Origin of the sequence: Exiguobacterium sp. s124, assembly GCF_018617485.1 — a bacterium.
Classification (GTDB): Bacteria; Bacillota; Bacilli; order Exiguobacteriales; family Exiguobacteriaceae; genus Exiguobacterium; species Exiguobacterium aestuarii.
On record NZ_JACSKH010000001.1, the window covers coordinates 1,612,119 to 1,635,787 of the forward strand.

The 23,669-nt window shown below is 47.9% G+C and carries 24 protein-coding genes and 1 other annotated feature; all 24 genes read right to left on the minus strand.

Annotated features, from left to right (window positions below; genetic code table 11):
• Nucleotides 1-147: 147 nt before the first annotated feature.
• Nucleotides 148-1,059 carry an RluA family pseudouridine synthase gene (locus KNO85_RS08410; RefSeq protein ID WP_214788975.1) on the minus strand — a complete coding sequence of 304 codons (912 nt, stop codon included), beginning with the start codon at nucleotides 1,057-1,059 and terminating at the stop codon, nucleotides 148-150.
• The gene (gene lspA / locus KNO85_RS08415) at nucleotides 1,059-1,532 is read right to left on the minus strand and encodes a signal peptidase II (protein WP_214788978.1); all 474 of its coding nucleotides are present in this window, start codon (nucleotides 1,530-1,532) and stop codon (nucleotides 1,059-1,061) included. Before lspA ends, KNO85_RS08410 begins: the two co-directional genes overlap by 1 nt.
• A 57-nt stretch (nucleotides 1,533-1,589) precedes the next feature.
• Complete coding sequence (gene ileS, locus KNO85_RS08420; protein ID WP_214788981.1) at nucleotides 1,590-4,316, minus strand: isoleucine--tRNA ligase; 2,727 nt, start codon at nucleotides 4,314-4,316, stop codon at nucleotides 1,590-1,592.
• A 53-nt stretch (nucleotides 4,317-4,369) separates the two neighbouring features.
• Nucleotides 4,370-4,589 (minus strand) — a binding site (T-box leader).
• A gap of 3 nt (nucleotides 4,590-4,592) precedes the next feature.
• On the minus strand, nucleotides 4,593-5,141 hold the full coding sequence (locus KNO85_RS08425) for a DivIVA domain-containing protein (RefSeq protein WP_214788984.1): 549 nt from the start codon (nucleotides 5,139-5,141) through the stop codon (nucleotides 4,593-4,595).
• 19 nt (nucleotides 5,142-5,160) lie between these two features.
• Nucleotides 5,161-5,931: a YlmH family RNA-binding protein gene (locus KNO85_RS08430; protein WP_214788986.1), complete on the minus strand. Its 771-nt coding sequence runs from the start codon at nucleotides 5,929-5,931 to the stop codon at nucleotides 5,161-5,163.
• A 3-nt stretch (nucleotides 5,932-5,934) separates the two neighbouring features.
• On the minus strand, nucleotides 5,935-6,204 hold the full coding sequence (locus KNO85_RS08435) for a YggT family protein (protein ID WP_214745583.1): 270 nt from the start codon (nucleotides 6,202-6,204) through the stop codon (nucleotides 5,935-5,937).
• A gap of 4 nt (nucleotides 6,205-6,208) precedes the next feature.
• A complete protein-coding gene (locus KNO85_RS08440; protein ID WP_214788989.1) occupies nucleotides 6,209-6,679 on the minus strand; it encodes a cell division protein SepF in 471 nt (156 codons plus the stop codon).
• 23 nt (nucleotides 6,680-6,702) lie between these two features.
• Complete coding sequence (locus KNO85_RS08445; protein ID WP_214788992.1) at nucleotides 6,703-7,356, minus strand: YggS family pyridoxal phosphate-dependent enzyme; 654 nt, start codon at nucleotides 7,354-7,356, stop codon at nucleotides 6,703-6,705.
• Complete coding sequence (gene pgeF / locus KNO85_RS08450; RefSeq protein WP_214788995.1) at nucleotides 7,353-8,114, minus strand: peptidoglycan editing factor PgeF; 762 nt, start codon at nucleotides 8,112-8,114, stop codon at nucleotides 7,353-7,355. Before pgeF ends, KNO85_RS08445 begins: the two co-directional genes overlap by 4 nt.
• Before the next feature lie 50 nt (nucleotides 8,115-8,164).
• Nucleotides 8,165-9,307 (minus strand): cell division protein FtsZ, encoded by a 1,143-nt coding sequence (gene ftsZ, locus KNO85_RS08455; RefSeq protein ID WP_214691765.1) that lies wholly within the window; start codon nucleotides 9,305-9,307, stop codon nucleotides 8,165-8,167.
• Between the two features lie 46 nt (nucleotides 9,308-9,353).
• Nucleotides 9,354-10,640 carry a cell division protein FtsA gene (ftsA, locus tag KNO85_RS08460; RefSeq protein ID WP_214788998.1) on the minus strand — a complete coding sequence of 429 codons (1,287 nt, stop codon included), beginning with the start codon at nucleotides 10,638-10,640 and terminating at the stop codon, nucleotides 9,354-9,356.
• Nucleotides 10,641-10,868: 228 nt separating this feature from the next.
• On the minus strand, nucleotides 10,869-11,639 hold the full coding sequence (locus KNO85_RS08465; RefSeq protein WP_214789001.1) for a cell division protein FtsQ/DivIB: 771 nt from the start codon (nucleotides 11,637-11,639) through the stop codon (nucleotides 10,869-10,871).
• A 14-nt stretch (nucleotides 11,640-11,653) separates the two neighbouring features.
• Complete coding sequence (gene murG, locus KNO85_RS08470) at nucleotides 11,654-12,730, minus strand: undecaprenyldiphospho-muramoylpentapeptide beta-N-acetylglucosaminyltransferase (protein WP_214789004.1); 1,077 nt, start codon at nucleotides 12,728-12,730, stop codon at nucleotides 11,654-11,656.
• Complete coding sequence (murD, locus tag KNO85_RS08475; protein ID WP_214789007.1) at nucleotides 12,727-14,064, minus strand: UDP-N-acetylmuramoyl-L-alanine--D-glutamate ligase; 1,338 nt, start codon at nucleotides 14,062-14,064, stop codon at nucleotides 12,727-12,729. The genes murG and murD overlap by 4 nt, the downstream gene beginning before the upstream one ends.
• A 13-nt stretch (nucleotides 14,065-14,077) precedes the next feature.
• Entirely contained in the window at nucleotides 14,078-15,037 is a 960-nt protein-coding gene (mraY, locus tag KNO85_RS08480; RefSeq protein WP_214789009.1) for a phospho-N-acetylmuramoyl-pentapeptide-transferase, read from the minus strand.
• Nucleotides 15,038-15,058: 21 nt separating this feature from the next.
• Nucleotides 15,059-16,363, minus strand: a complete 1,305-nt coding sequence (locus KNO85_RS08485; RefSeq protein WP_214789012.1) for a UDP-N-acetylmuramoyl-tripeptide--D-alanyl-D-alanine ligase — start codon at nucleotides 16,361-16,363, stop codon at nucleotides 15,059-15,061.
• Nucleotides 16,364-16,420: 57 nt separating this feature from the next.
• On the minus strand, nucleotides 16,421-18,568 hold the full coding sequence (locus KNO85_RS08490; protein WP_214789015.1) for a penicillin-binding protein: 2,148 nt from the start codon (nucleotides 18,566-18,568) through the stop codon (nucleotides 16,421-16,423).
• On the minus strand, nucleotides 18,568-18,930 hold the full coding sequence (gene ftsL, locus KNO85_RS08495) for a cell division protein FtsL (protein ID WP_214691757.1): 363 nt from the start codon (nucleotides 18,928-18,930) through the stop codon (nucleotides 18,568-18,570). The genes KNO85_RS08490 and ftsL overlap by 1 nt, the downstream gene beginning before the upstream one ends.
• 23 nt (nucleotides 18,931-18,953) lie before the next feature.
• A complete protein-coding gene (gene rsmH, locus KNO85_RS08500) occupies nucleotides 18,954-19,886 on the minus strand; it encodes a 16S rRNA (cytosine(1402)-N(4))-methyltransferase RsmH (RefSeq protein WP_214789018.1) in 933 nt (310 codons plus the stop codon).
• A 159-nt stretch (nucleotides 19,887-20,045) separates the two neighbouring features.
• Nucleotides 20,046-21,602, minus strand: coding sequence for a bacillithiol biosynthesis cysteine-adding enzyme BshC (bshC, locus tag KNO85_RS08505; protein WP_260569811.1), 1,557 nt, complete (start codon nucleotides 21,600-21,602; stop codon nucleotides 20,046-20,048).
• A 24-nt stretch (nucleotides 21,603-21,626) separates the two neighbouring features.
• Nucleotides 21,627-21,986, minus strand: coding sequence for a DUF3397 domain-containing protein (locus KNO85_RS08510; RefSeq protein ID WP_214789020.1), 360 nt, complete (start codon nucleotides 21,984-21,986; stop codon nucleotides 21,627-21,629).
• Complete coding sequence (locus KNO85_RS08515; protein WP_214789023.1) at nucleotides 21,980-22,822, minus strand: 2-dehydropantoate 2-reductase; 843 nt, start codon at nucleotides 22,820-22,822, stop codon at nucleotides 21,980-21,982. The genes KNO85_RS08510 and KNO85_RS08515 overlap by 7 nt, the downstream gene beginning before the upstream one ends.
• Nucleotides 22,823-22,943: 121 nt before the next feature.
• Nucleotides 22,944-23,117 carry a 50S ribosomal protein L32 gene (rpmF, locus tag KNO85_RS08520; RefSeq protein WP_015881300.1) on the minus strand — a complete coding sequence of 58 codons (174 nt, stop codon included), beginning with the start codon at nucleotides 23,115-23,117 and terminating at the stop codon, nucleotides 22,944-22,946.
• Nucleotides 23,118-23,139: 22 nt separating this feature from the next.
• Nucleotides 23,140-23,667 carry a YceD family protein gene (locus KNO85_RS08525; RefSeq protein ID WP_015881299.1) on the minus strand — a complete coding sequence of 176 codons (528 nt, stop codon included), beginning with the start codon at nucleotides 23,665-23,667 and terminating at the stop codon, nucleotides 23,140-23,142.
• Between the last annotated feature and the right edge of the window lie 2 nt (nucleotides 23,668-23,669).

The following is a 23,669-nucleotide window of genomic DNA, read 5'->3' on the forward strand; positions in this document are numbered from 1 at the left end:
GGAAAGGGAGTCTTCATCAAAAACGGCAGTCTGATGCCGGGTTGAATTGACGTTAGTGTGACCGCGGTCACAATCCTTTCGCAGCCTCTCTGGACTGGGTTTAAAGGTGTTATGCTTCCTAGACTATAAATCGGAACGTGATAGAAGTCAACGAGTTTTCTCGATTTTATCTAACTTTGCGAGTTCTGCTTTAAAGTCTTCCGGAAGTGGTGCCTCAAATTCCATCCATTCTTTCGTACGTGGATGGTGGAATCCAAGCGTTGCCGCATGTAAGGCTTGACCGCCTAAATCAATCGTACGGCGCGGTCCATATTTCGGATCTCCCGCAAGCGGATGCCCGATATAGCGCATATGCACACGGATTTGGTGTGTGCGACCTGTCTCGAGCTTACACTCGACGAGCGTGAAGTCTTTATAGCGCTCGAGTAATCGGAAATGCGTCACCGCTTCTTTTGCGTTCTTGTCCGTCACGGTCATACGCTGACGGTCATTCGTATCACGACCAATCGGTGCCTCGATCGTCCCGAGTTCGTGAACGAGTTCGCCGTGAACGAGCGCGATGTATTCGCGTTTAATCGTCTTATCTTTCAATTGGCTCGCGAGCGACTCATGAGCCAAGTCATTTTTAGCGACCATGAGGAGACCCGTCGTATCTTTATCGATTCGGTGCACGATTCCTGGGCGTTTCACCCCATTGATACCTGAAAGGTCATCACAATGTCCGAGTAGCGCATTGACGAGCGTTCCAGACGTGTGACCAGCTGCAGGGTGAACGACCATCCCACGTGCTTTATTGACGACAATCATATCTTCATCTTCGAACACGATCTCAAGCGGAATGTTTTCAGGTAATACTTCGAGTTCCACAGCTTCAGGTACGTGCACTTCGATTTCATCGCCCACTTGGAGCTTGTAGTTCGGTTTGACGGCACTTCCATTGACGAGAAGCGCACCTGTCTTAATCCATTCTTGTACTTGTGAGCGTGACCATTCACCCTGGTCACTCACCCACTTATCAATTCTTGCCTTTTCATCGGCGACAAAAGTATAGGATTCCATTACGATTGTCCCCTTTCTTTGTGTAATTTTTCTTCAAATAAAATCGCGATGACCATCAAGATGACACCGAATGTGAGTGCCATGTCGGCCACATTAAATATCGGGAAGTTGTAGCCAAACGGATACGTATCGACAAAGTCGACGACTTCGCCACGGAACAAGCGATCGATAAAGTTACCAATCGCACCGGCCAAGAGTAGCCCAACACTATATCCAAGAAGCTGATACCCGTTTACTTCTTTATGCAAGAAGTAAACAAGTCCCGCAACGACAAGAATCGTGATGACGAAAAAGAACACCATCTGTCCTTCTAACATCCCCCAAGCCGCTCCTTTATTGCGATAAGAGGTCCAGTATAACAAGTTCGGGATGACTTCAATCGATTGACCGATCGTCATCGTCTGAACGACAACCCATTTTGTGAGTTGGTCGATCAAAATCAAGATGACGGCCAATCCGTAATATCGTTTCATATGCGTCTCCTTTCAAGCCGTTAAGAAACCGGAGTGGGGACGCCACTCCGGTTCGTCTTAACCGATTACTGATGCACAGCGTGGGCAAAGCTCAGGATGCTCTTCGTTTTGTCCAAGCTCTGTCGAGTATGTCCAACAACGTGCACAAGCAGCTCCATCCGCTTTCATGACTGTGATTTTCGTCGTCGCATAATCGACGTCTGCCGTCTCAGCCCATTCTACTTGTGAAACTTGAAGCAACTGACTGACGTTATCGATTGTTTCCAACAACGATGCAGTCTCAGCTTTCGGTGCGAGAATCAACTTCGCTTCAAGCGGTTTCCCGATCAATTTCTCGCCACGTGCGATTTCAATCGCTTTGAGGACATCGTCACGGAAGACGAGGAATTTCGACCATTTGTCTAACAACGCTTGCTCGTCAGTCGTCAACGCATCGACTTCTTCAAGATCAGTCAAGAAGATGCTTGCTTCTGACTTCCCAGGAACCTCTTTCCACGCCTCATCGGCAGTGTGTGGAAGAACTGGAGCCAACAGCTTCGTCAACAGGACGACCGCATCGTACATGACCGTCTGAACAGCACGACGGCGAAGATCATCTTCACGTTCGATATAAAGGATATCTTTTGTGAAGTCGAGATAGAACGATGACAACTCGTTGACGCAGAAGTTATGGACGAGATGGTACACCGCCATGAAGTCAAACGTGTCATACGCTTTGACAACTTTCGCCTGAAGCTGTTTCAGTTTTGTCGCCATGAAGCGGTCTGCCTCTGGCATGTCATCGAATGCGACGCGCATCGACGGCTCAAAACCGTTCAAGTTTCCAAGAAGGAAACGAATGGTGTTACGCATCTTACGGTATACTTCTGACACTTGTTTAAAGTTATCGTGTGAAGCGCGAACGTCCGACTGATAGTCGACCGAAGCGACCCAAAGGCGCACGATTTCAGCACCATACTGCTTCACGAGATCGTTCGGTGCAATCGTGTTGCCGAGCGACTTCGACATTTTACGTCCATCTCCATCAAGGACGAAACCGTGGCTCAAGACGTTACGATATGGAGCTTTGCCCGTCGTCGCAACAGCTGTTGAGAGTGACGAGTTGAACCAACCACGGTATTGGTCAGACCCTTCAAGATAGAGGTCTGCAGGGCGACGTAGGTTTTCACGTTCCTCTAACACACCCGCGTGAGATGAACCTGAATCGAACCAGACGTCCATGATGTCGAGCTCTTTACGGAATTCGCCATTTGGGCTGTTCGGATGCGTGAATCCTTCAGGGAGAAGGTCTTTTGCTTCGCGCTCGTACCAAACGTTTGATCCGTGTTCACGGAACAAGTTCGCGACGTGATCGATTGTCTCGTTTGTGATGATTTCCGTTCCATCCTCTGCATAGAAGATTGGGATTGGTACGCCCCACGCACGTTGACGACTGATGACCCAGTCCCCACGGTCACGGACCATGTTGTAAAGACGTGTCATTCCCCATTCAGGAACCCAGTTTACTTCTTCGATTTCACGAAGCATGTCTTCGCGGAAGTCTTTGATTGAAGCGAACCATTGCGGTGTCGCACGGAAGATGACTGGTTTTTTCGTACGCCAGTCGTGTGGGTACGAGTGTTTGATGAATTTCAAGTTGAGCAAGAAACCATTCTCTTCAAGTTTCATCCCGATTTGTTTGTTCGCATCTTCATAGAACAGCCCTTCGAAACCAGGAGCCTCAGCCGTCATGTAACCGCGGTCATCGACCGGGCAAAGGACATCTAAGCCGTAAGCCTGTCCGACACGATAGTCATCTTCCCCGTGACCTGGAGCTGTGTGGACGAGTCCAGTCGCATCCGCTGTGACGTGATCGCCAAGCATGACGAGCGATGTGCGGTCATATAGTGGATGTTGAGCCGTCATATATTCAAAGTCACGACCATTCCATGAGCCGCTCACTGTGAAATTAGACCATCCGAGCGCTGTCGTCACTTCTTCAACGAGCGTCTCTGCGACGATATAACCTTTTCCTTCATGCTCGATGCGCGTGTATGTCAACTCATCACTCACTGCAATCCCAAGGTTCGCTGGGATTGTCCAAGGAGTCGTTGTCCAGATGACAAAGTGATCATCAGACGTCAATGTGTCTTTACCGTCTACGACGCGGAATGCCACATAGATGGCTGGTGATTTTTTATCGTAATATTCGATCTCCGCTTCCGCGAGTGCAGACTCAGAAGATGGCGACCAATATACTGGCTTTTTCCCTTTATAGATATATCCTTTTTCAGCCATCGTTCCGAACAAGCGGATTTGTGCCGCCTCGTATTCTGGAAGAAGTGTGATATATGGATTTTCAAAGTCTGCAAGAAGACCAAGACGTTTGAACTGTTCACGTTGCGAGTTCACCTGCTCCATCGCATACTCCGCACACTTTTCACGGAATTCAGCGACTGTCATCTCCTTGCGGTTGACGCCGGCTTTTTGAAGGGCGTTCTCGATTGGAAGACCGTGTGTGTCCCAACCTGGAATCATTGGAGACTGGTACCCGTTCATCCCTTTGAAACGAACGATGATGTCTTTTAATACTTTGTTCATCGCATGTCCCATATGGATGTCGCCGTTCGCATATGGAGGACCGTCATGCAAGATGTATTGTGGTTTCCCAGCATTTTTCTCTTGTACCTTGTTGTAAAGGTCCATGTCTTCCCATTCTGTTTGCATCGCTGGTTCGCGTTTTGGTAAATTCCCACGCATTGCGAATTCTGTGTTTGGCATTAATAGCGTGTCTTTGTAGTTCATCGAAACTCCTCCATCAACATTTATTAGAAATCAAAAAAAACCAACCCATCCCTGATAGGGACGAGTTGGTTGACTCGCGGTACCACCCTACTAGTCTCACTTTCATGAGACCGCTCTCGGTAACCGATAACGAGGTCAGGCGGTCACGCTTACTATTGTTCAGCGTGACAACTCATAGGGGATACCGATTCGAGTCTTTCTCTTAGGCTCTCACCGTCCCTAAGTCGCTTCGTAGGTATGACTCGATCGACGCGTCCTACTCAACGTGTTGATCATTTATCCATGTTGTTCTTCATTCTGTGTGACTTCGTGGTCATTATACGCAAGTTCTGATCTATCGTCAAGAACCGTCTGAACAGGCGGTTCTCCTACAATCGTTTCCCATTCCGTGCTATTCAAGAGCTCCATCTGGGCATCAACGAGGACACGGAAACGCGTCCGATACAATTCCACTTTTTTGAGCATTTGCACGACTTCACGTTCTGCGAGCTGCTCTTTACGGGTTGCTTCTTCTTCACGAGCGTACGCTTCACGTTCCGCTTGTTTCAAAATCAGGCTCGCTTCTTTTTGTGCATTGTTCTTCACTTCTTCCGCAGCTTCCTGCGCGACGATAATCGACTTGTTCAACGTATCTTCCATCGAGGAGAAGTAGTCAATGCGAGCTTGCATATCGTTGACAAGTTCTTCATACCGTCGATTCTCACGAATCAATAGTTCAAACTCTTTAATGATTTGATCTAAAAATTCATTGACCTCATCGATGTCGTACCCACGAAAACGGGAAGAGAATTCTTTATTATGAATATCAATCGGTGTCAACGCCATTCGACTTTCCTCCTAAAATTTAACGTATGGTCCCATACTGTATTTTAATCTTTTCACGTTTGGTCGAACCAAGAATCTCCATCATCTTAATACGACCGTATCCACGAACGGATAGAAGATCGTCTGGTTCAAGCATAAAGCTCGGATCTTCGATGGCTTTATGATTCACTTTACAGTCACCATGTTTCACAAGCGCTTGGGCTTTCTGACGTGATATGTTGAGCACCTCGCTCACGACGGTATCAAATCGCAACGAGGATACAATCCCAAACCCTTCGACCCATTCTGTTTCTGGAACGACGAGAATGTCATCTTTCGCAACAGCAGAAATGCGAACTTTTGCTTTTCCGACACGTTCCAAGTTCATTTCGATAAATCCGACCGCTTCACGGGTTGTCGCAAACTGGACGATTTCATCTTCAAGGACGACATCCCCAAACTTTTGACGCTTCAGTCCAGCGTTCAGTAAGGTTCCAGTCACTTGTCGATGCGTCAGGTCAACAAATTTTGTCGGATATTCGATGCGACGAATCTCGATTTCAAAATCATCAACGTTCAGTTCATAGTACTCTGGCGCCAAAATCAGCCGCCGGCGTTCTGCTCCTTCGAATCCGCCGTCGTCATGAATGACGAGCTGTTTACCGACAAGCTGTTTGACGATTTGCTGTTCACGAGGGTCTAAAAAGTCTGTCAACTTCAATACGTAGCTGTCCTCGACTTGTTGTACCCAATCTAGCACTTGCTCCACGAACGCCCGTTCACTTGGTCGGTAATGATCATAAACGCTCATACATCACCCAAAAATGGCAGTGATGCCGGCTTGTGCCATCCGAAGCACGAACAACGCCACGATTGGAGAGATATCGAGCATGCCACCGATTGGCGGGATAATTCGACGGAACGGTGCTAAAAATGGTTCACATAAGAACGATAAAATTTGTCCGAACTTCGATTCACGCGCGTTCGGGAACCATGATAATAAGATATAGCCGATGAGAATCCAACTATAAATACCAAGTAAGTCTCTCAACGTATTGCCTAAGGCAGGGATTACGTTTTCCATTCAGTTACCACCCTTTACTATGAAGTTCATCCTCCGAAATCAAGTTTGAGATTGAACCAGTCAATTCGACGTTGTTCGGAGTACACAGAATCGTGTTATGTCCAATCGAAGTCATCGATCCTTCTAGTGCATAAACGACACCGGAAAGGAAGTTGACGACTTGACGCGATTGCTCTTTTGACATGCGCTGAAGATTGACGATGACAGCACGGTTTTCTTTCAATTGGTCGCTAATATCTTGCGCCTCAGCAAATACACGTGGTTCGGCCAATACGACTTTCGAACGTTCTTTCTTCTTCGTATTTAACGCCACAAGATTATTTGCTGATTTCGGACGATCTTCTTGTCTCACGACCGATGTTTCAGTCGAAGAAGGTGTGGTTGTGTTTGCGACGGCAAACTCTTCTTCTTCGTATGTGCTGTTCGGATCTTCCTCAAGTCCAAAGAAATCTTTCATTTTGTTTTTGATTGACATAACGGATTCCTCCTTAAGATATATTATTGCACAAGTACGGTACCAATACGAACAAACGATGCGCCTTCTTCAATCGCGATCGGGTAATCGTTTGACATCCCCATCGACAGTTCCGTGCAAGGTGCGTGTTCAAACGCCTTTGCGGTTACTTCATCACGTAATTGACGTAAACGGCTGAACGTCTCACGAACGACTGTCTCCTCTTCGGTGAACGGTGCCATCGTCATCAACCCGATGATTCGAATATGAGGATACTGTTTACAGTTCTCGATGAAAGGCATAACTTCCTCTATTTCGAGACCATGTTTTGAATCTTCTCCCGACGTGTTCACTTGAACGAAACAATCGATTGTTTTGTTCGCCCGTTTATCAATCTCTGCAGCGAGTGATAGACGGTCTAACGAGTGGATCGCGGCAACGTGATCGATGATTTGTCTCACCTTCCGCGTCTGTAACGTGCCGATGAAGTGAAACTTCGCATCTTCTGGCATCCCTTTTACTTTTTCAAGCAAAGAGTCCGGTCGATTCTCACCAAAGTCACGAATCCCCTCTTCATAGAGGGCGTTGGCGACATCAACGCCGACCGACTTCGTGACAGCAATCAAAGTCGGTTCTACATGTTGAACGTGTGCTGCCATGATGGATTGAACTTGTTTTACGTTATCTGAAATACTCACAATTTACGCTCCTTGACGATGACTGCCGCAAATCGACGTTTCGTTTCTCCATCTCGATACGAGAAAAATGGAGCATTTGCGCCAGTCGGTAAATTCGATTGCATGACGGACGCGTCATGTTCTTTAGCCAATACTTCATTGACGGTTTGAAGTGATAACATGGCGTGATCACCGGACTCCTGTCGAACAGCTTGTCCATAGGCGGTCGGTGAGACGGCACGAACTGCTTCTAGCACACGACGATCGACTTCATAGTCATCACCAGAAATCGATGGACCGACGAGCATCTCCACTTCCGTTGCATCGATTCCTTGTTCGTTAAATGCGTGAACCATAGTCTCGACGATATTCCCGACCGTCCCTTTCCAGCCCGCATGTGCAACTCCGATGACCCCATGGTCTTTCGCGCAGAAAAAGAGAGGTACGCAGTCAGCGAAGACGAGCGCGAGTGGTATGGCTTCTTCTTTCGTGACGAGTCCGTCTGTTTGCGGGATCGCCTCGTCATATCGAAATGCGCCTTTTCCCTTGTCGGCTGACTCGACGAGATGAACCGTTGTACCGTGTACTTGGTCGGCCCAAACTGAATCTTCAAGTGAAAGCTCTGCCTGTTGAAAGAATCGTTGACGATTTTGAACGACCTGATCGACGTCATCACCGACGTGAAGACCGACGTTTCCGGCATTGTGTCCGTTCGTCCGTGTCGTCACGTAAGCGTGATAGCGATTCGTTTCGGTTTCCCATGTATGTAACAGTTGCATCGGATTCTCCTTTTTAGAAAAAGGGATGCCGATTCGGCACCCCTTGTTGTTTAGTTACGGCGTTGTCTCACAAACGCAGGGATGTTGATCGTCTCGTCTGGGACGTCTCCTCCATACACTGGGCGATGGAAGTTCCCTTCGTCTTGTTGAGCCGCTTCATTTGCTTTTGGTTGGGGTTCCTTGTTCTCAACCTCAGGCTGTTTTTTCGGCTGCTGAAGGAATGGGTTCGCCCCTTGTGTTTCCTCAGCAAATTCAGTTGCAATCACGGTGACGATGATTTCATCGTTCAAGTTTTCGTTGATGACCGAACCGAAGATCAAGTTCACTTCCTCATCCGCTGCACTTTGAACGATTTGAGCCGCTTCTGTCACTTCATACAAGCTAAGGCTAAGCCCACCTGTAATGTTCATCAAGACACCTTTCGCTCCTTCGATTGAAGATTCGAGAAGTGGTGAAGAGATGGCTTTCTTCGCTGCTTCAACAGCACGGTTTTCACCTGTAGCGACACCTACACCCATAAGTGCAGATCCTTTTTCCGTCATGATCGTCTTCACGTCAGCGAAGTCAAGGTTAATGAGACCTGGGATAGCGATCAAGTCGGTAATCCCTTGCACACCTTGACGAAGTACGTTATCCGCTTCACGGAACGCTTCGATCATCGGCGTGTTGCGTTCCACGATTTCAAGAAGCTTATCGTTTGGAATCACGATGAGAGTATCTACTTTTTCTTTAAATGCCTGAATCCCGTGTTGCGCATGTTGCATCCGTTTCCGGCCTTCGAACATGAATGGTTTTGTGACAACGCCGACTGTGAGCGCTCCGATTTCTTTTGAAATCTCAGCGATGACCGGTGCAGCACCAGTTCCTGTTCCGCCACCCATACCAGCTGTGACGAAGACCATATCCGCTCCATCAAGCGCTTCAATCAATTGTTCGCGACTTTCTTCTGCCGCTTTTTTACCGATATCAGGATTCGCACCAGCACCGAGACCACGTGTCAATTTGGCACCAAGTTGAAGCTTCACATCAGCTTTCGACATATTCAAGGCTTGAGCATCCGTGTTGACGGCGATGAACTCAACTCCTTGTACCCCGTGTTCAATCATACGGTTAACGGCGTTTGAACCGCCGCCTCCGACTCCAATTACTTTAATTTTTGCTACGGCGTCAATCGCCTCATCAAAGTACATCATTCAGGTATCCCCCTACTTATTTTCCAAGTTGTATTACAACGTCAGCTTAAACGCCAAATAATTTTTCCATCAAACGACTAAAACCTTTTTTCGACTCTTGATCGGTCTCGTATTCGTTCTCTCCAACATGAGTATCGGTCGGTTCCTGCTTTGTGTTAAGCGTTTCGTAGCGAACTTCCGGTTTTTCGAGTTGAGATTTTGAAACGTGATGATCACTCATTAAGACATATTTCAATACACCGACTGCCGTCGCGTACTTCGGATGTCTCACACCAATCGATGAAGGTTGATATAACCTCGTCTTTTGGCCCATAATACGAGTCGCTAACTCTTGAATACCTGGTAGAGCAGCAGCTCCACCGCAAAGTAAATATCCGCCATTCAGCATCGGAACACCTACTTTTTGAACCTTATTCAACATAAGAGTAAACATTTCCTCTATTCTCGCCTCTAAAACATAGCTAATTTCTGACTGTGGTTCGAACGCCACTTCCCCATTGATGTTCGTGTAGGAGAAACCTTCTGTTCCATCGGCCATTTCTTCGAGTGCAAGACCGTATTCTTCTTTCGCCACTTTGGCATCTTGATATTTACAATTGAGTTTATAGACCAAGTCTCTTGTCATATGGTCTCCACCGACTGGAAGGATATACGAGTAGACGAGATCTCCACGATAAAATACCGAGACCGTCGTCTTTTCGTGACCAACATCGACGAGTCCGATTCCTAAATCAATCTCATCGACAGAAGCTGCACTCATGCCGAGCGCGAGGTTCCCTAAAATAAATCCTTCGAGGTGTAATCCGGCACGTTCAATCGAACGACGAATACTATGTAAAATTGTCTTCGATCCAGTAACCATCTTTCCATGCATTTCTAGTCGATAACCAAGCATGCCACGAGGATCGACGACACCCGTTTGTTGATCCACCGTGAATGATGATGGGATTACATCGATGACACTCATCTCATCCGGTAATCGCATCACTTGTGCTGAATTGATGACTTCCATCACGTCTGCATCTGTAATTTCCTGATCTTCCCGCTTCACGGATGCGATTCCATGACATGGGGCAATTTGGATATGTTCCCCTTCGATGGCAACGTATACAGATCGAATTTGATCACCTAACGATGTCTCCGCGTGTTCAACGGCCTGTTTGATCGCTTGGACTGTCTTATCGATGTCTACGACAGCACCACGTTTCACCCCTGCAGACGGTGCACACCCTTCTGCCAAAATATTAAGCGTTCCGCCGAGCAATTCACCGACGACGAGCTTAATCTCTGACGTTCCAATATCTAATGCGGCCACATAACCATTCGCTTCCAAAAGGGAAACACCTCCGCTCTATAATTTTCCTGTACAAATTACATGACAAATATGACAGATATCCAAAAAAATTGTTGGTTTCGACAAGATATCTCACGTCTAAGTTTACAACAAATAAGATAGTGAGAAAAGGTAGAATCCTACAATTTAAGCGGTTTCGCGTTATCAATTCGTTTACAAACGACAAAAAAACAGCCCTTATGTGTCTAAGGACTGTAATATAACTGACTATTCATTCGTTTTCTTATATGGAACAAAGTAAAAACCACCATCCATGACGACCGTTCCTTGCTGTCCTTTTGGGATGTTTTCATAGATTTCTCCATATTTCGATACGGTCTCACTTAACTTCAAAGTCGGGGTGAGAAGCGTATTTCCGTCATTCATAAAGATCTCGTAACGTGTCGGCTCCCCTTTTTGCTTAGACAAGATGACTTCCGACATACGAGCCCGAGTCGCATCATCGACTTGTTCCAACTCACTTGCAATCTTTTCGAGTTCCTTTTCTGAATTGAACTCTCTTAGCAGTGGACCGTCTTTCAATTTCTGTGGATCTGTAATCGTGCCTGTCGGATGAAGCGAGCCGTCTGCTAGAACGACGACATCTCCTGTCTCCGCACGAGCATAGGCAATCATCTTCTCTTCCGTCACATTGACGTGAACCACGTTATACCAAGATCGGTCGATGTCTACCCGTTTGACCCCAGGCAACTTTTCCATTTGTGCACTCATCTTACTTGGTGATAGACTGACAAATTTTGTCGATGTGTCGAGTTCCATGTCTTGAAATACATAGGCCTCATCTAACCAATAAAGTCCAGATACGTTCACTTCTTTTACGTTCGACATCGAAGTTTGCATATAGACCACGAGTAAGATGAGAATCCCAAACAGGGAGAGCACGGAGAACATCCGACGGTTCGCTTTTTTCCGTCGCTGTTTTTTCATGTACGGAATACGGTCTTCTAGACTGCGTACCGTTTGTTGGCTTGGTTCCATCGGATTCTACTCCTTTATCGAATGACTTCTTCTACTAGGTCGGCTAGCGCATCCGATGCGTCTGGGAATCCGAGGGCACGGGATGCATTCGCCATCTCCTCTTGTCGACCGAGCACTTGACGAATCGCTTCGACGAGCGTCTCACCAGTCAACGACTCTTCTTTTACGAGTAAAGCCGCTCCGTTCTCGACAAGAGCAGAGGCATTTTTCGTCTGGTGGTCTGCCGTCACGTATGGACTCGGAATTAAAACACTTGGCAACCCGAGTGCGGTCAATTCAGAAATCGTCGAGGCTCCTGCACGCGAGATGACGAGTGACGTACAAGCAAGCAAGGATGGCATATCATAGACGTACGGATGAATGTGGACATTTTCAGAAGTTGGCGCTTCTTTCGTCACAGATTCATAATGGACCTTCCCGGTGACGTAAAGTACGTTGATCGGTAAGTCTGACAGCGCCGGAATGGCCTCTATGACGGCACGGTTGATCGCTTCGGCGCCACGGCTCCCTCCGTAAATCAATACGATTGGTCGTTCGTCTAACTTATACTGTTCACGAACAGCTGCTACATCAACTTTTGTTTGTAGCACTTCACTCCCACGCGGGTTCCCAATCAAACGAACGTTCGCATCAGGGAAATGAACATCGGACCCTTTAAAGGAAAGGGCGACCCGATCCGCTTTCTTCGATAAAAACTTGTTCGTTAATCCCGGGATGCTGTTTTGTTCATGTAAAATTGTCGGGATACCGAGCTGTTGCGCCGTATAAACGACTGGTCCGGACACGAATCCGCCCGTCCCGATGACAACATCCGGTTTGAACGCCGCCATATCTTTTTTAAGAGAACGCACCGCTTTCAAAAACCAATATGCCGTCTTCAAGTTCTCGAGTGAGAGAGACCGCTTCAACCCAGCGATTTGGATTGATTTAAACGGGACACCTGTTCTTGGGACGAGATCGGCTTCTAACCCATTCTCCGTTCCAACGTATTGTACCTGTAAATCAGGGTGACGTTTTTGTAACGTCTCGATCAATGCGAGGGCCGGATAAATATGACCACCGGTACCCCCACCAGAAATCATGATTTTCATCGGTTCGCCTCCTCATATGCGCGAACGAAATGAACAAACTGTTCGCCTCGTTCTTCAAACGTCTTAAATTGATCCCAACTTGCACAAGCAGGAGACAATAGAATGACGTCTCCCACCTCAGATTGCTCAAACGCGAGTGGGACAGCGTCTGCTAACGTCTCGACAGTGAATGATGGGATTTGTTGAGACTCCCCGAGCTCTTTAAAACGCTCTTTCGTCTCACCGTATGCGACGACCGCTTTCACATTTGAAAGGGCCGGTACGAGCGAAGATAAGTCCGCACCCCGTTCGAGTCCTCCACAGAGCCACACAATCGGAGCGTCAAATCCTCGTAACGCTGCCTCCGCCGCAACATTATTCGTCGCCTTTGAATCATTGTAGACGGCACGTCCAAGGACGTCACCTAAACTTTCAGTCCGATGCGCGACGCCTCCAAAGTTTCGTAACACACGCTCGACGTGTGCTTTCGGAAGATCAAACGGCTCGACTAACAGAAGCGCCGCGAGCACGTTCTCGACGTTATGGGCACCACCTAATGCCAATTCGTTCACGCGAATGACTCGCTCACCACGCACCGTGACCCAACCATCCACTACGGAAGCATCTCCTCGCTCAAAACTGAACGTGCTCGGCTCGAACTGAGTCGGGACACGTTTCATCACATCGGCATCTGTCACTTTAACGACGACTTGGTCGTCAGACGTCATTTTGCGGAACAGATTTCCTTTTGCGTCTGCGTATGCGTCAAAATCACCGTGATAGTCAAGATGGGCTTCTGATAGATTAAGCAATGCTGCCGAACGCGGATGGAACGACTCGACGCCCATCAACTGAAAACTCGACAATTCAATGACAATCAATTCGCCCGCCTTCGCTTCTGTCGCGACCTCGATTGCCGGGAATCCGATGTTTCCCGCAAGATGAACCGGACGATCTCCGCCTTTGAGCAACTCATAGACGAGCGTCGTTGTCGTCGTCTTCCCGTTCGACCCTGTGATGGCGACGAATTCTGCCTCCGTTGCCAAATAAGCGAGCTCGACTTCCGTGTAGATTGGAATCTCACGCGACATCGCTTCTTGAAGCAACGGAATGTGGTACGGGATCCCTGGATTTTTGACAATCAGGTCTGCTTCACTCAATAAACCGATTGGGTGTTCGTTAAACACTGATTTTATCCCGAGTGCTTGAATTTTTTCTTGTTCGTCTTCGGGTGGAATGTTACCCGTATTAATCGTCACATCCGCTCCCGCATGATGCAAATACGTCGCCGCTGCAATCCCGCTCTTGGCGGCACCGAGGACGAGAACTTTTTTACCGTGCCATTGCTTTTCCATCTGTCTCACCCTTTTACATGAGTAGTAATGATAAACCTGCTGTAATTAAACTGATGCCACCGAACGTGAGGACGATGCGCCATTCCGACCATCCGACCATTTCGAAATGGTGATGAATCGGACTCATTTTAAAGATACGCTTCCCTGTCGTTTTGAACGAAAGGACTTGTAAGATGACACTCAATGTCTCGATGACAAAGATGATTCCGACAAATACGAGAAGCAACTCAAGCTTCAGCATGAGTGCGAGTCCAGCAACAGCACCACCTAACGCGAGAGAGCCTGTATCGCCCATGAAAATCTTAGCCGGATATTTGTTAAAGACGAGGAACCCAATTAAAGCACCGACAACGGCGAATGCGAACCAGGCAATCCCGAGCTCATCTTGTGCGAGCGCATAAATACCAAAGAACGTGAACGTCGGAATAGCTGAGAATGAGACGAGACCATCTAGACCGTCCGTCAAGTTGACGGCATTTGAGAATCCGACGAGCCAGAAAATGACGATGGCGATATAGAACCATCCTGTATCAAATGAAATCGATGTGAACGGAATCGAAATCGATGTATCGAGTTCCCCACCAAGTGACAAGAACCATGCGAACAAGACGGATACGATGATTTGACCAATCAACTTCTGTAGAGACGTCAAGCCAAGGTTTCGTTTATTGACGACTTTGATGTAATCATCTAAAAATCCGATTACCCCGAACGCCATCGTCACGAATAGAAGTGTCCCGAATCCGGCGACTGCTTCCCCGAAAATGACGGAGACGATAAAGCCGACTAAAATGGCGAGCAAGATGACGATTCCGCCCATCGTCGGCGTACCTGATTTCTTCTGGTGCCAACCCGGACCTTCGTCACGAATCTCTTGTCCAAATTTCAATTGACGCAATGCCGGAATGGCTCGCGGCATGACGATTAAGACACTTAATAATGCACTGATCAATACGATTAAACTAATTAACATGTTGCTACCTCACTACTCTATTTATTGAACGAGACGCTCAAGCGCCAGTCCTCGAGATGCCTTTAACAATACCACAGTATCCGGTCGTTGATAACGATGAAGAAGTGCCTTCGCTTCCTCAACATTCGGGACAAGCGTGACGTTCACGCGCGTGTCTTGAATCCCATCCGCAATCCATTTTGCTTTTTCGCCGACGAGAATACAATCCGTCACCGGAGACGTCACGACAGCCCCCACTTGTGTATGTTGCATTTGTTCATCCGTTCCAAGCTCATACATATCTCCAAGCACGAGCACGCGCTTTTTGAATCCTTCGAGTGATTTGATCGTCTCAATCGCTGCGATCATCGATGTCGGACTTGCATTGTAAGCGTCATTGATGAGATGTGCTTCACCGAACATCTGCTTCTCCATTCGCATCGTCGTCAATTTGATTCGATCAAGACCACGTTGAATCATCGCATGATCGAGTCCGAACTCGAGACCGCATGCAATCGCATAAGCCGCGTTTCGAATTTGATGGGCACCGAGTACCTTCAATTCATATAAGTCACCGTTATATTTAAAGATGGATGCTTCAAACGTCGTCTCGACCACTTCGATTTTCCCGTCAGCCGTCTCATCGTATCCGACTCGATAGCCTTGACCGTCAAGGAGCGGCTCGTCTGCATCGACAATCAATCGTCCGTCCGGTTTCAGACCAGCCTTGATTTCAAGTTTCGCTTTCGCGATACCGGAACGCCCACCGACTTGTTCTCCATGAGATTCACCGATGTTCGTCACAAACGCCACGTCCGGTTTGGCAAGCTTCGATAATTGCTCGATTTGGCCGAATCCGTTCATGCCCATTTCTAATACGGCCACTTCCGTATCGCGCGGCATTCTGAGGACGGTAAGCGGTAGACCGACATCTGAATTAAAGTTGCCAGCCGTCTTATGCGTCTTGAATTTTTCTTCTAGTACGACGGCAATCATGTCTTTGGTAGACGTTTTTCCATTTGAACCGGTAATGGCAACCACAAGTGGATGGATTTCCTCTAAATAGCGTGCCGCTGCCGTTTGCAAGGCTTCGACCGTCGACTTGACCGGAATGACGAACACATTGTCCGGTTGAGGGCGACCTTCTTCCCAGAACGTCACGATGGCCCCTTTCTCGATTGCTGCTTCGATGTAGTCATGACCGTCAACACGTGCCCCGACGATCGGCACGAATAGCCCGGCCTCATTTGCATCTCTAGAATCCGTGGCGACGCGTTCGACGAGACGCTCGTCATCTACTTCGATTCCAAACCATGACGCTAATTTTTGAACTGTCAGTTGTTCCATTCAAACTTCCTCCTCATACATAGGAAAAGAGAGCCGCAGCCCTCTTCATCTCGTGCGTTAATTCGATGGTGTCTCCAATTTCACTTTCAAGGAAGCGCCGGTCTTGACAGGTTTCCCTTTGCCAATCGATTGCGATGTGACAAATCCGGTACCATCGATTTCTAAATTTAATTGATAAAGCGTCGCTAAGCGTTTCACATCACGTAACGACCACCCTTTTAATGTTGGCATCGTAAACGAATTGCTCGTTTTTAGCAACAGTCGTTCACCGACGACGTAAGATTGTCCTTTTACAGGGCTCTGGGCCGTCACTTCATCCCCGTCACCTAAAACGATCGGGTTGAACGAACTGTCAGTCGCCTCTTTTACGGCATCCTCACGGTTATTACCGATATAAGATGACGTTGTCTTCGTCGAGGCCTCGACCGCTTTTTCTTGCTTTTCAGGCTCGACACTCCGATAACGTAACGCGACATCCATCACATCTTTAAAGAGTGGCGCCATGATGCGTGGGCCAGTTGTCGACGAGTCACTGTTCGGTCGATCGACAGCGATATACATGACGAGTTCGGGGTCGTCTTCTGGTGCCATCCCGACGAATGAGTGAATGTACTGTCCACTCAAATACTTCCCGTTCTCAGCGATTTGGGCGGTACCGGTCTTTCCGACCACTTGATAGTTGTCTAGCGCGTACAATTGCCCAGTCCCTACATCACTGTTGACGACACCGTCAAGCGCTTCACGCGTCTTTTTCGCGGTCTCAGCGGTGATTGGTTGGCCGACCTCTTTCGGATTCGTCGTTCGAATCGTCTCACCTGTTTCACTGTTGACAATCTTTTTAATGACATGCGGTTGCTTCATCGTGCCGTCGGTCGCAATCGCAGATGTCGCCTGTAAGATTTGCATCGGCGTCACCGCGGTCGATTGTCCCCAAGCCGTGATCAAGACGTTCATCGGACTTTCGAAGTCGAATTGACTGTTCACCTCGCCCGGCAAATCGATACCAGTCCGTTGATCGAACTTGAACGCTTTAAAGTAATCTTCATAACGGCTAAGACCGAGGCGTTCGTTCGCTAAAATTGAGAACGCAACGTTCGATGAGTGCCAAACGCCTTCTACCATAGGAATGGTACCCCATCCGGTAATATTGTAATCATTAAATACCGTCTTGCCGTATTTGTATGATCCCGACTTATACAGCTCGTTCGGGTTGTACACGCCTTCGTTGATTGCGGCCGCTAACGTGAAGATTTTCATCGTCGACCCTGGCTCAAAGCGTGACGAGACCGAGAAGTTACTATACGAAGAAATTTCACGCGTGTTCGGGTCGAAAGAAGGACGGTCCGATAAGGCGATGATCTCACCTGTTTTCGGGTCCATGATGATGGCCGTCGCGTTCTTCGGTTCATATTCCTCATAAAGCTCATTCATCTTCGTCTCGAGTAGCTGTTGAATCCGGTGGTCGATCGTCAATTGTACGTCGGCCCCGTCTTCCGGCTCGATTTTTAATTGTTCGTCACTCGAGACGAGCTCACGGCCGGCCAAATCTTTTTCAAATCGATACAAGCCGTACGACTCACTTAAAATGTCGTTAAGCGACTTTTCGATACCAAGTTCACCGACGAGCTCGATGCGACCGTTTTGGTCAATCTTTTGCGCATAACCGATGACGGAAGATGCGAATACTTTATTCGGGTAATAACGCTTCGGCTCCTCGACGAACGTGATCCCAGGGAGTTCGAACGCTTCGATTTCTTCTTTTTGTTCAACGGTCAAATCGCGACCGGGAACGCCAAACTCGATTTGACCTCGATCGACATTTTGCTCGAGTCGCTTCAAGATGTCGGCTTCTGCAATCGGAAGAACGGTCGCAAGTTGTTTCGCCGCTTCTTCAAACTCATTAGGCATGAGCGTCTTCCCACCGACCCGCTCACCGCCAAGTTTTAACACGGCGACGAGTCGATACGATGGAATGTTGATGGCGATCGGTTGACCGAAACGGTCGTATACTTCGCCTCGTTCGGCCTCTAACGTACTGACTGCCTTCCATCGCTGTTCCTCAGCGAACGCCAACATATTCTCGCCTTTATATGTATGCGTGACCGACAAGTAAAGAAACCATCCGACAAAAAATAAAAAGAGCGGGGTGAAGCAGACAATCGCTACCCACGCCACTCTTTTTTTACTCTGTTGTAGAGAATTCATCAATCAATCACCTTGACGTTCTTCTCATTGAATTTCATTCCGAGTTTCTCGGCAATCGCATAAATTCTTTCTGGCGAGCTTAGTTGGGCGATTTCATACTTTAATTCTTCGTTTTCTTTTGCAACCCCATTCACCTGCTGGTTGACGGCTGCCGTGTCACGCATAATGTTATACGCTTCGTTGTGTTTTGACACCGTGATGCCACCGAACATGACCACTGAACCAATCATCACTGGATACAGGATCGATTCAAACAAGGTCAACGTGCGTCGTTTTGGAGCAGGTATTGGTCGTTCTTGCGGAATCGGATTTCGATTCGGTGTAACTTGAGGCTGCAACGCCTTACGGGCAGCTTCTGGCATCAGGTATCCCTCCTACAAAGTGATTATTTTTGTTTTTCGGCCACTCTCAGTTTTGCCGAGCGTGAACGACGGTTATCTTCGAGTTCTCCCTCGCTCGCCACAATCGGTTTACGCGTGATCAACTTGAGTTCAGGTTCGAACTCTTTCGGGATGACCGGCAATCCTGGCGGTAACGGCGGGTGTTGGCTCCGTTCTTTAAACACTTGTTTACAAATGCGATCTTCTAACGAATGGAACGTAATGACACAGATGCGTCCGTTTAATGCGAGTAAGTCAATCGCATCTTGAACGGCCCGGTCGAATACGTTCAACTCGTCATTGACGGCGATACGAATCGCTTGGAACGTTCTCTTCGCTGGATGACCACCTTTTCGTCTTGCTGGTGCAGGAATCGCTTCTTTAATCAAGTCGACAAGCTCAAACGTCGTCTCAATCGGTTTATCGGCACGCGCTTGCTCAATCTTTCGTGCGATTTGCTTCGAAAACTTTTCCTCCCCGTATGTAAAGAAAATACGAGCAAGTTCGCCAAACGACCATTCATTCACAACATGATAGGCTGAAAACTCTCGCGAGCGGTCCATTCTCATATCAAGCGGCGCGTCGTAGTTATAACTGAATCCACGCTCCGCCTCATCAAGCTGTGGCGAAGAAACGCCTAAGTCGAATAGGACGCCGTCCACTTTTGTCACGCCATGTTGCGCGAGTTCTTCTTTCAAGTGAACGAAGTTGCTCTTTATAAACGTCACACGGCCTTCATAAGGAGCCAATCGCTCTTTCGCATGCGCGAGTGCGACGTCATCTTGGTCGAACGCATATAGTTGACCCGTCGTTAGACGCTTTGCGATTTCTTCACTATGACCCGCTCCACCTAACGTACAGTCCACATATACCCCATCTGGCTTGATGTTCAATCCCTCAATGGACTCCATTTTTAAAACCGTTTCATGCTCAAACATTCAAAAAACCCTCTCAACCTACAAATTTCAACTGTTTTATTACACTTACTTTATCATAAAAATGTCAAGGTCCGTACAGGTTTTTAGCGAAAAGAGGAAACAAAAAGGTAACAACAAAAAAAAGCTCCTGACAAATGTCAAGAGCTGTTCAAAAAAAGGTTATACCTTGAACAAACACCGTTCTGTATCCGATTGCTCATATGCGTGTTTCATCCGCTCGAAGATGTCTAATCCATGACGATTCAACATCGGAACCATCGATAAAATACGCTCTTGAGGTGCATCCATCGGGAATAGTCGAGTCGAAAGATGAATACGGCGCGCGTTCAATCGATATTGATCACGTTTCGCCTCGGCACGCATCTCATCTGCCAAACGTTCGAGAACGTGTCTCGACTTCGATTCAAATCGTCTTCCGTGGCTGCGAGCTTCCTGACTAACCGCCTCCGTGAGTGTCCGATACGCGTACAACTTCGCTTCAAACGCCTCATCATCAAACGGATGGTCAGGTAACGGCCGTTTCATATATTCCTCTAGCGTGACGCTCTCTTGTCTTAATTTCTTTTCGTCGTTACTCGAGACGATCAAACCACCGAGACGTGGTAACAGTAGCGGCATCTTCCATCCGAGTTCGTGGAATAACGGACGGAGTTGTAGCCAATAGGCGATTTCCCCAGGACCCGCTACATAGCCGAGCGTAGGGAACAAATAGTCTTGCATGAGCGGCCTGGAGACCACGTTATTCGAAAAGCGTTCGGGGTGTGCCTCAATTTCACGGAGCAATTCGGTTTCCGTGAATCGATGACCACGTTTCGTCGTGTACACCCCGTCAGTTTTGGTGAGCAACTCACGTGTGCCGTCATGATAAAACAGATGCGCCGCCTCTTTGTTTAAATCGACTGCCGGCATTCCGTCTTCAAAAGCGTCCTCAAGTGCTAGATGCAATGCATCATGTTGCTCGATGAGCCGACGGAACATCGGGCGTTCAAGCGCGCGTATGTCTTTTGCGTGCGGATCAAATAATAAGAAGTCGTTCCCTACGAAACGACGCATCATCCCTCCGAAAAACTGAGCGAACGAATGACTCCCTTGTATGAGTTCGATCAACGCATGGTACAGACGTGATGTATGCGGTGTCTCCGTCTCATTCAACAGCAACCGCTGCGCCATTTGCACAAGCTCGAGCTTCACGCGATCGAATTCGAGCTCCCCGACAGATGCTTTCCCTGCTAGCGGAAGCGTCGACAAGGCGTCTTTCTTTAAAGTTCTCGAAAACGTCTGTGTCGTGAAGACGTGATTGATTTCCGCGAAGTCATGATCTTCCGTCGCCATCCAGAAAATCGGAAGGACGGGTTTACCGAGCTTTGCTTCCGCTTCTTTCGCTCGTTTGATGACCGCCATCAATTTATATACAGCGAACAAGGGTCCACCGTACACACCGACTTGTTGCCCGGTCACCATGACATATGCTTCCCGCTGTTCGAGTAAATCGAGATTCGCTGATAAACGTTCCGATAGTTCCCCGAACTGCCGTTGTTGCTGTTTTAAAATTTGGACGAGCTCATGCAGATGGTCGTACGAACGTCCTGCAATTTCTCTTGCACGCTCCTCGACCTCATCCATGCCTCGATAATCGAGCCAACGTCCATACCCTTGCTCGACTTGGATCATCGGAGATGTGGGTGCATATAGGGCATCAAATGCTTCTACCTTCACGTATAACAACTTCCTTTCAATCAATCAACGAATCATTTCTTGAGCCACGCCGATCGCAAATAAAATGGCATGCGTCGGGACTAGGAGTAAAAAGAGGAGACGCCAGCCATGGACGAACATCTTTGTGAACAATACTTCCTCATATCGAACCCGTTGCCAGATCGCATTGATCGGAAAGATGGCACAGCAGGCCGCAAGCAATAGAAGAAACATTTCCGTCCCGACGATGGCCTCAAGTAAAACGCCACAAGCATAAAACCAGAGCACGACTCCGGCATCACATGCGAGTTTGAATGAGTTGATTGATTTCGGCATAATTTTTCTAAGTATCATATACACCATAAACCATAAGATGAGTGGAAATGAAACGATATACACTAACACGATGCGCTCGCTCCTATAATCAGTTTATGTAGCAGTGGAATAACGGTAAGTGAAATCTTCATTTGTTCAGCTTTCTCCATGACAGGTTTCAAAATGGCATCCACCTCTGTCGGCCTACCTTCCTCAAGATCACGCAACATGGAAGAACGATTCTCCGCAGTACGCTCGATGATGGACTCGATATACGAATACGAGACACGCTTTGAAAATAAAGGCGTCAATTCTTCATAAATGGAATGCGCAATCTCACGATACGGCGCGTTCGCGAGCGCCCCATTCGGAACACGGCACAACGCTGTGATCGGATTGATAATCGCATTTGCGAACAGTTTTTCGACGACGACTTGTTCGATGTCGTCTTCCCAGATGACCTGAAGCGGACTATCTTGAAGTGTGATCGGAAGGAGACCTGTCATACTCCCGATTCGTATACGACCGAGCCCTCGATGCTCGATCGCGTCCCCTTGATTCGTCACCCCATGTTCGACGACACCTAAATGAAACCCATGACGTTTCGCATAGTCTAGATGGGCAATGCCGTTCGAACAAATGAACACCGGAACCGCTCCGGAGAGTCGTGCCGTCGCCTGTTCGACTTGGTGAGCTTTCGTCGTGACAAAAAAGAGATCCTGGTCAGTCTCTTGTAACGTCGTGCTAGATTGAAGCGACACACGTGCTGAGCCGCTCGTCACGCCCGTTCGCGTGATGGAGAGATGTGCGTCAGACGATGCGTTTCGTGCGTATACCGTCACCTCATAATCATCAGCGAGCAAGGATGCCATCAATAGTCCGACCGCCCCGTTCCCGATGATGCCAATCCGTTTAATGGAGTTCATACATGCTTTCCTCCTGATTAGAACTATTTTCGCACAAAAAGTTTACCACATCTTCTCGTCATGACCCAAAAATGACAAACAAAAAAAGAAGCGACCTGATGTCAGGTCACTTCTTCTCGCATTATTTGCTTGTCACTTCTTTACCGTTATAATGTCCGCAAGATTTGCAAACACGGTGTGAAAGTTTCATTTCGCCACAGTTCGGGCACTCGTTCATACCAGGTACGTTGAGTTTGAAGTGAGTACGACGAAGACGTTTGCGAGTTTTCGACGTTCTACGGAATGGTACTGCCATCGTTGTCCACCTCCTTGAAAAGTTAACCTTCCTCGTTCTCTTTTTTCGAGAACAGGTCGGCCAGTCCCGCGAATCGCGGGTCAATTTTTGGTTGGGCTTCGGGCTGTTCGTCAGTAAGCGTCCAGCCTTCTCCTTCAACCTGAGTTTTGTCTGTTTCGTTCCCGTAAACTTGCATCGGGACGTCTAACATGATGAGCTCTTTTACGATCGGCACAAGACTGATCGTATTTCCTTCTGGCAAATTCACGTCATCGAATTGCTCCGTATAACGCCCATTCTCCAAAAAGAAAGGCTCGAGCGATTCAATATCGAATTCATAAGTGACGTCTTCTAACGTTCGCGCATCTGGCAACGTCAGATCACCTTGAATCTTCAGATTGAATGTAACTTGATTAGATGTGAACGATGCATCCCCGTGCACATGCACCGGGCGAATCGAACGGATATCCGGATGGAGCTGAGTCAGCTCTGGTAGTTCTACCATCTCATCGATCGTAAAACCGTCACCCTGGTTTCGGAGCTTAAGTAGCTGTGCAATAGACCATTTCATCC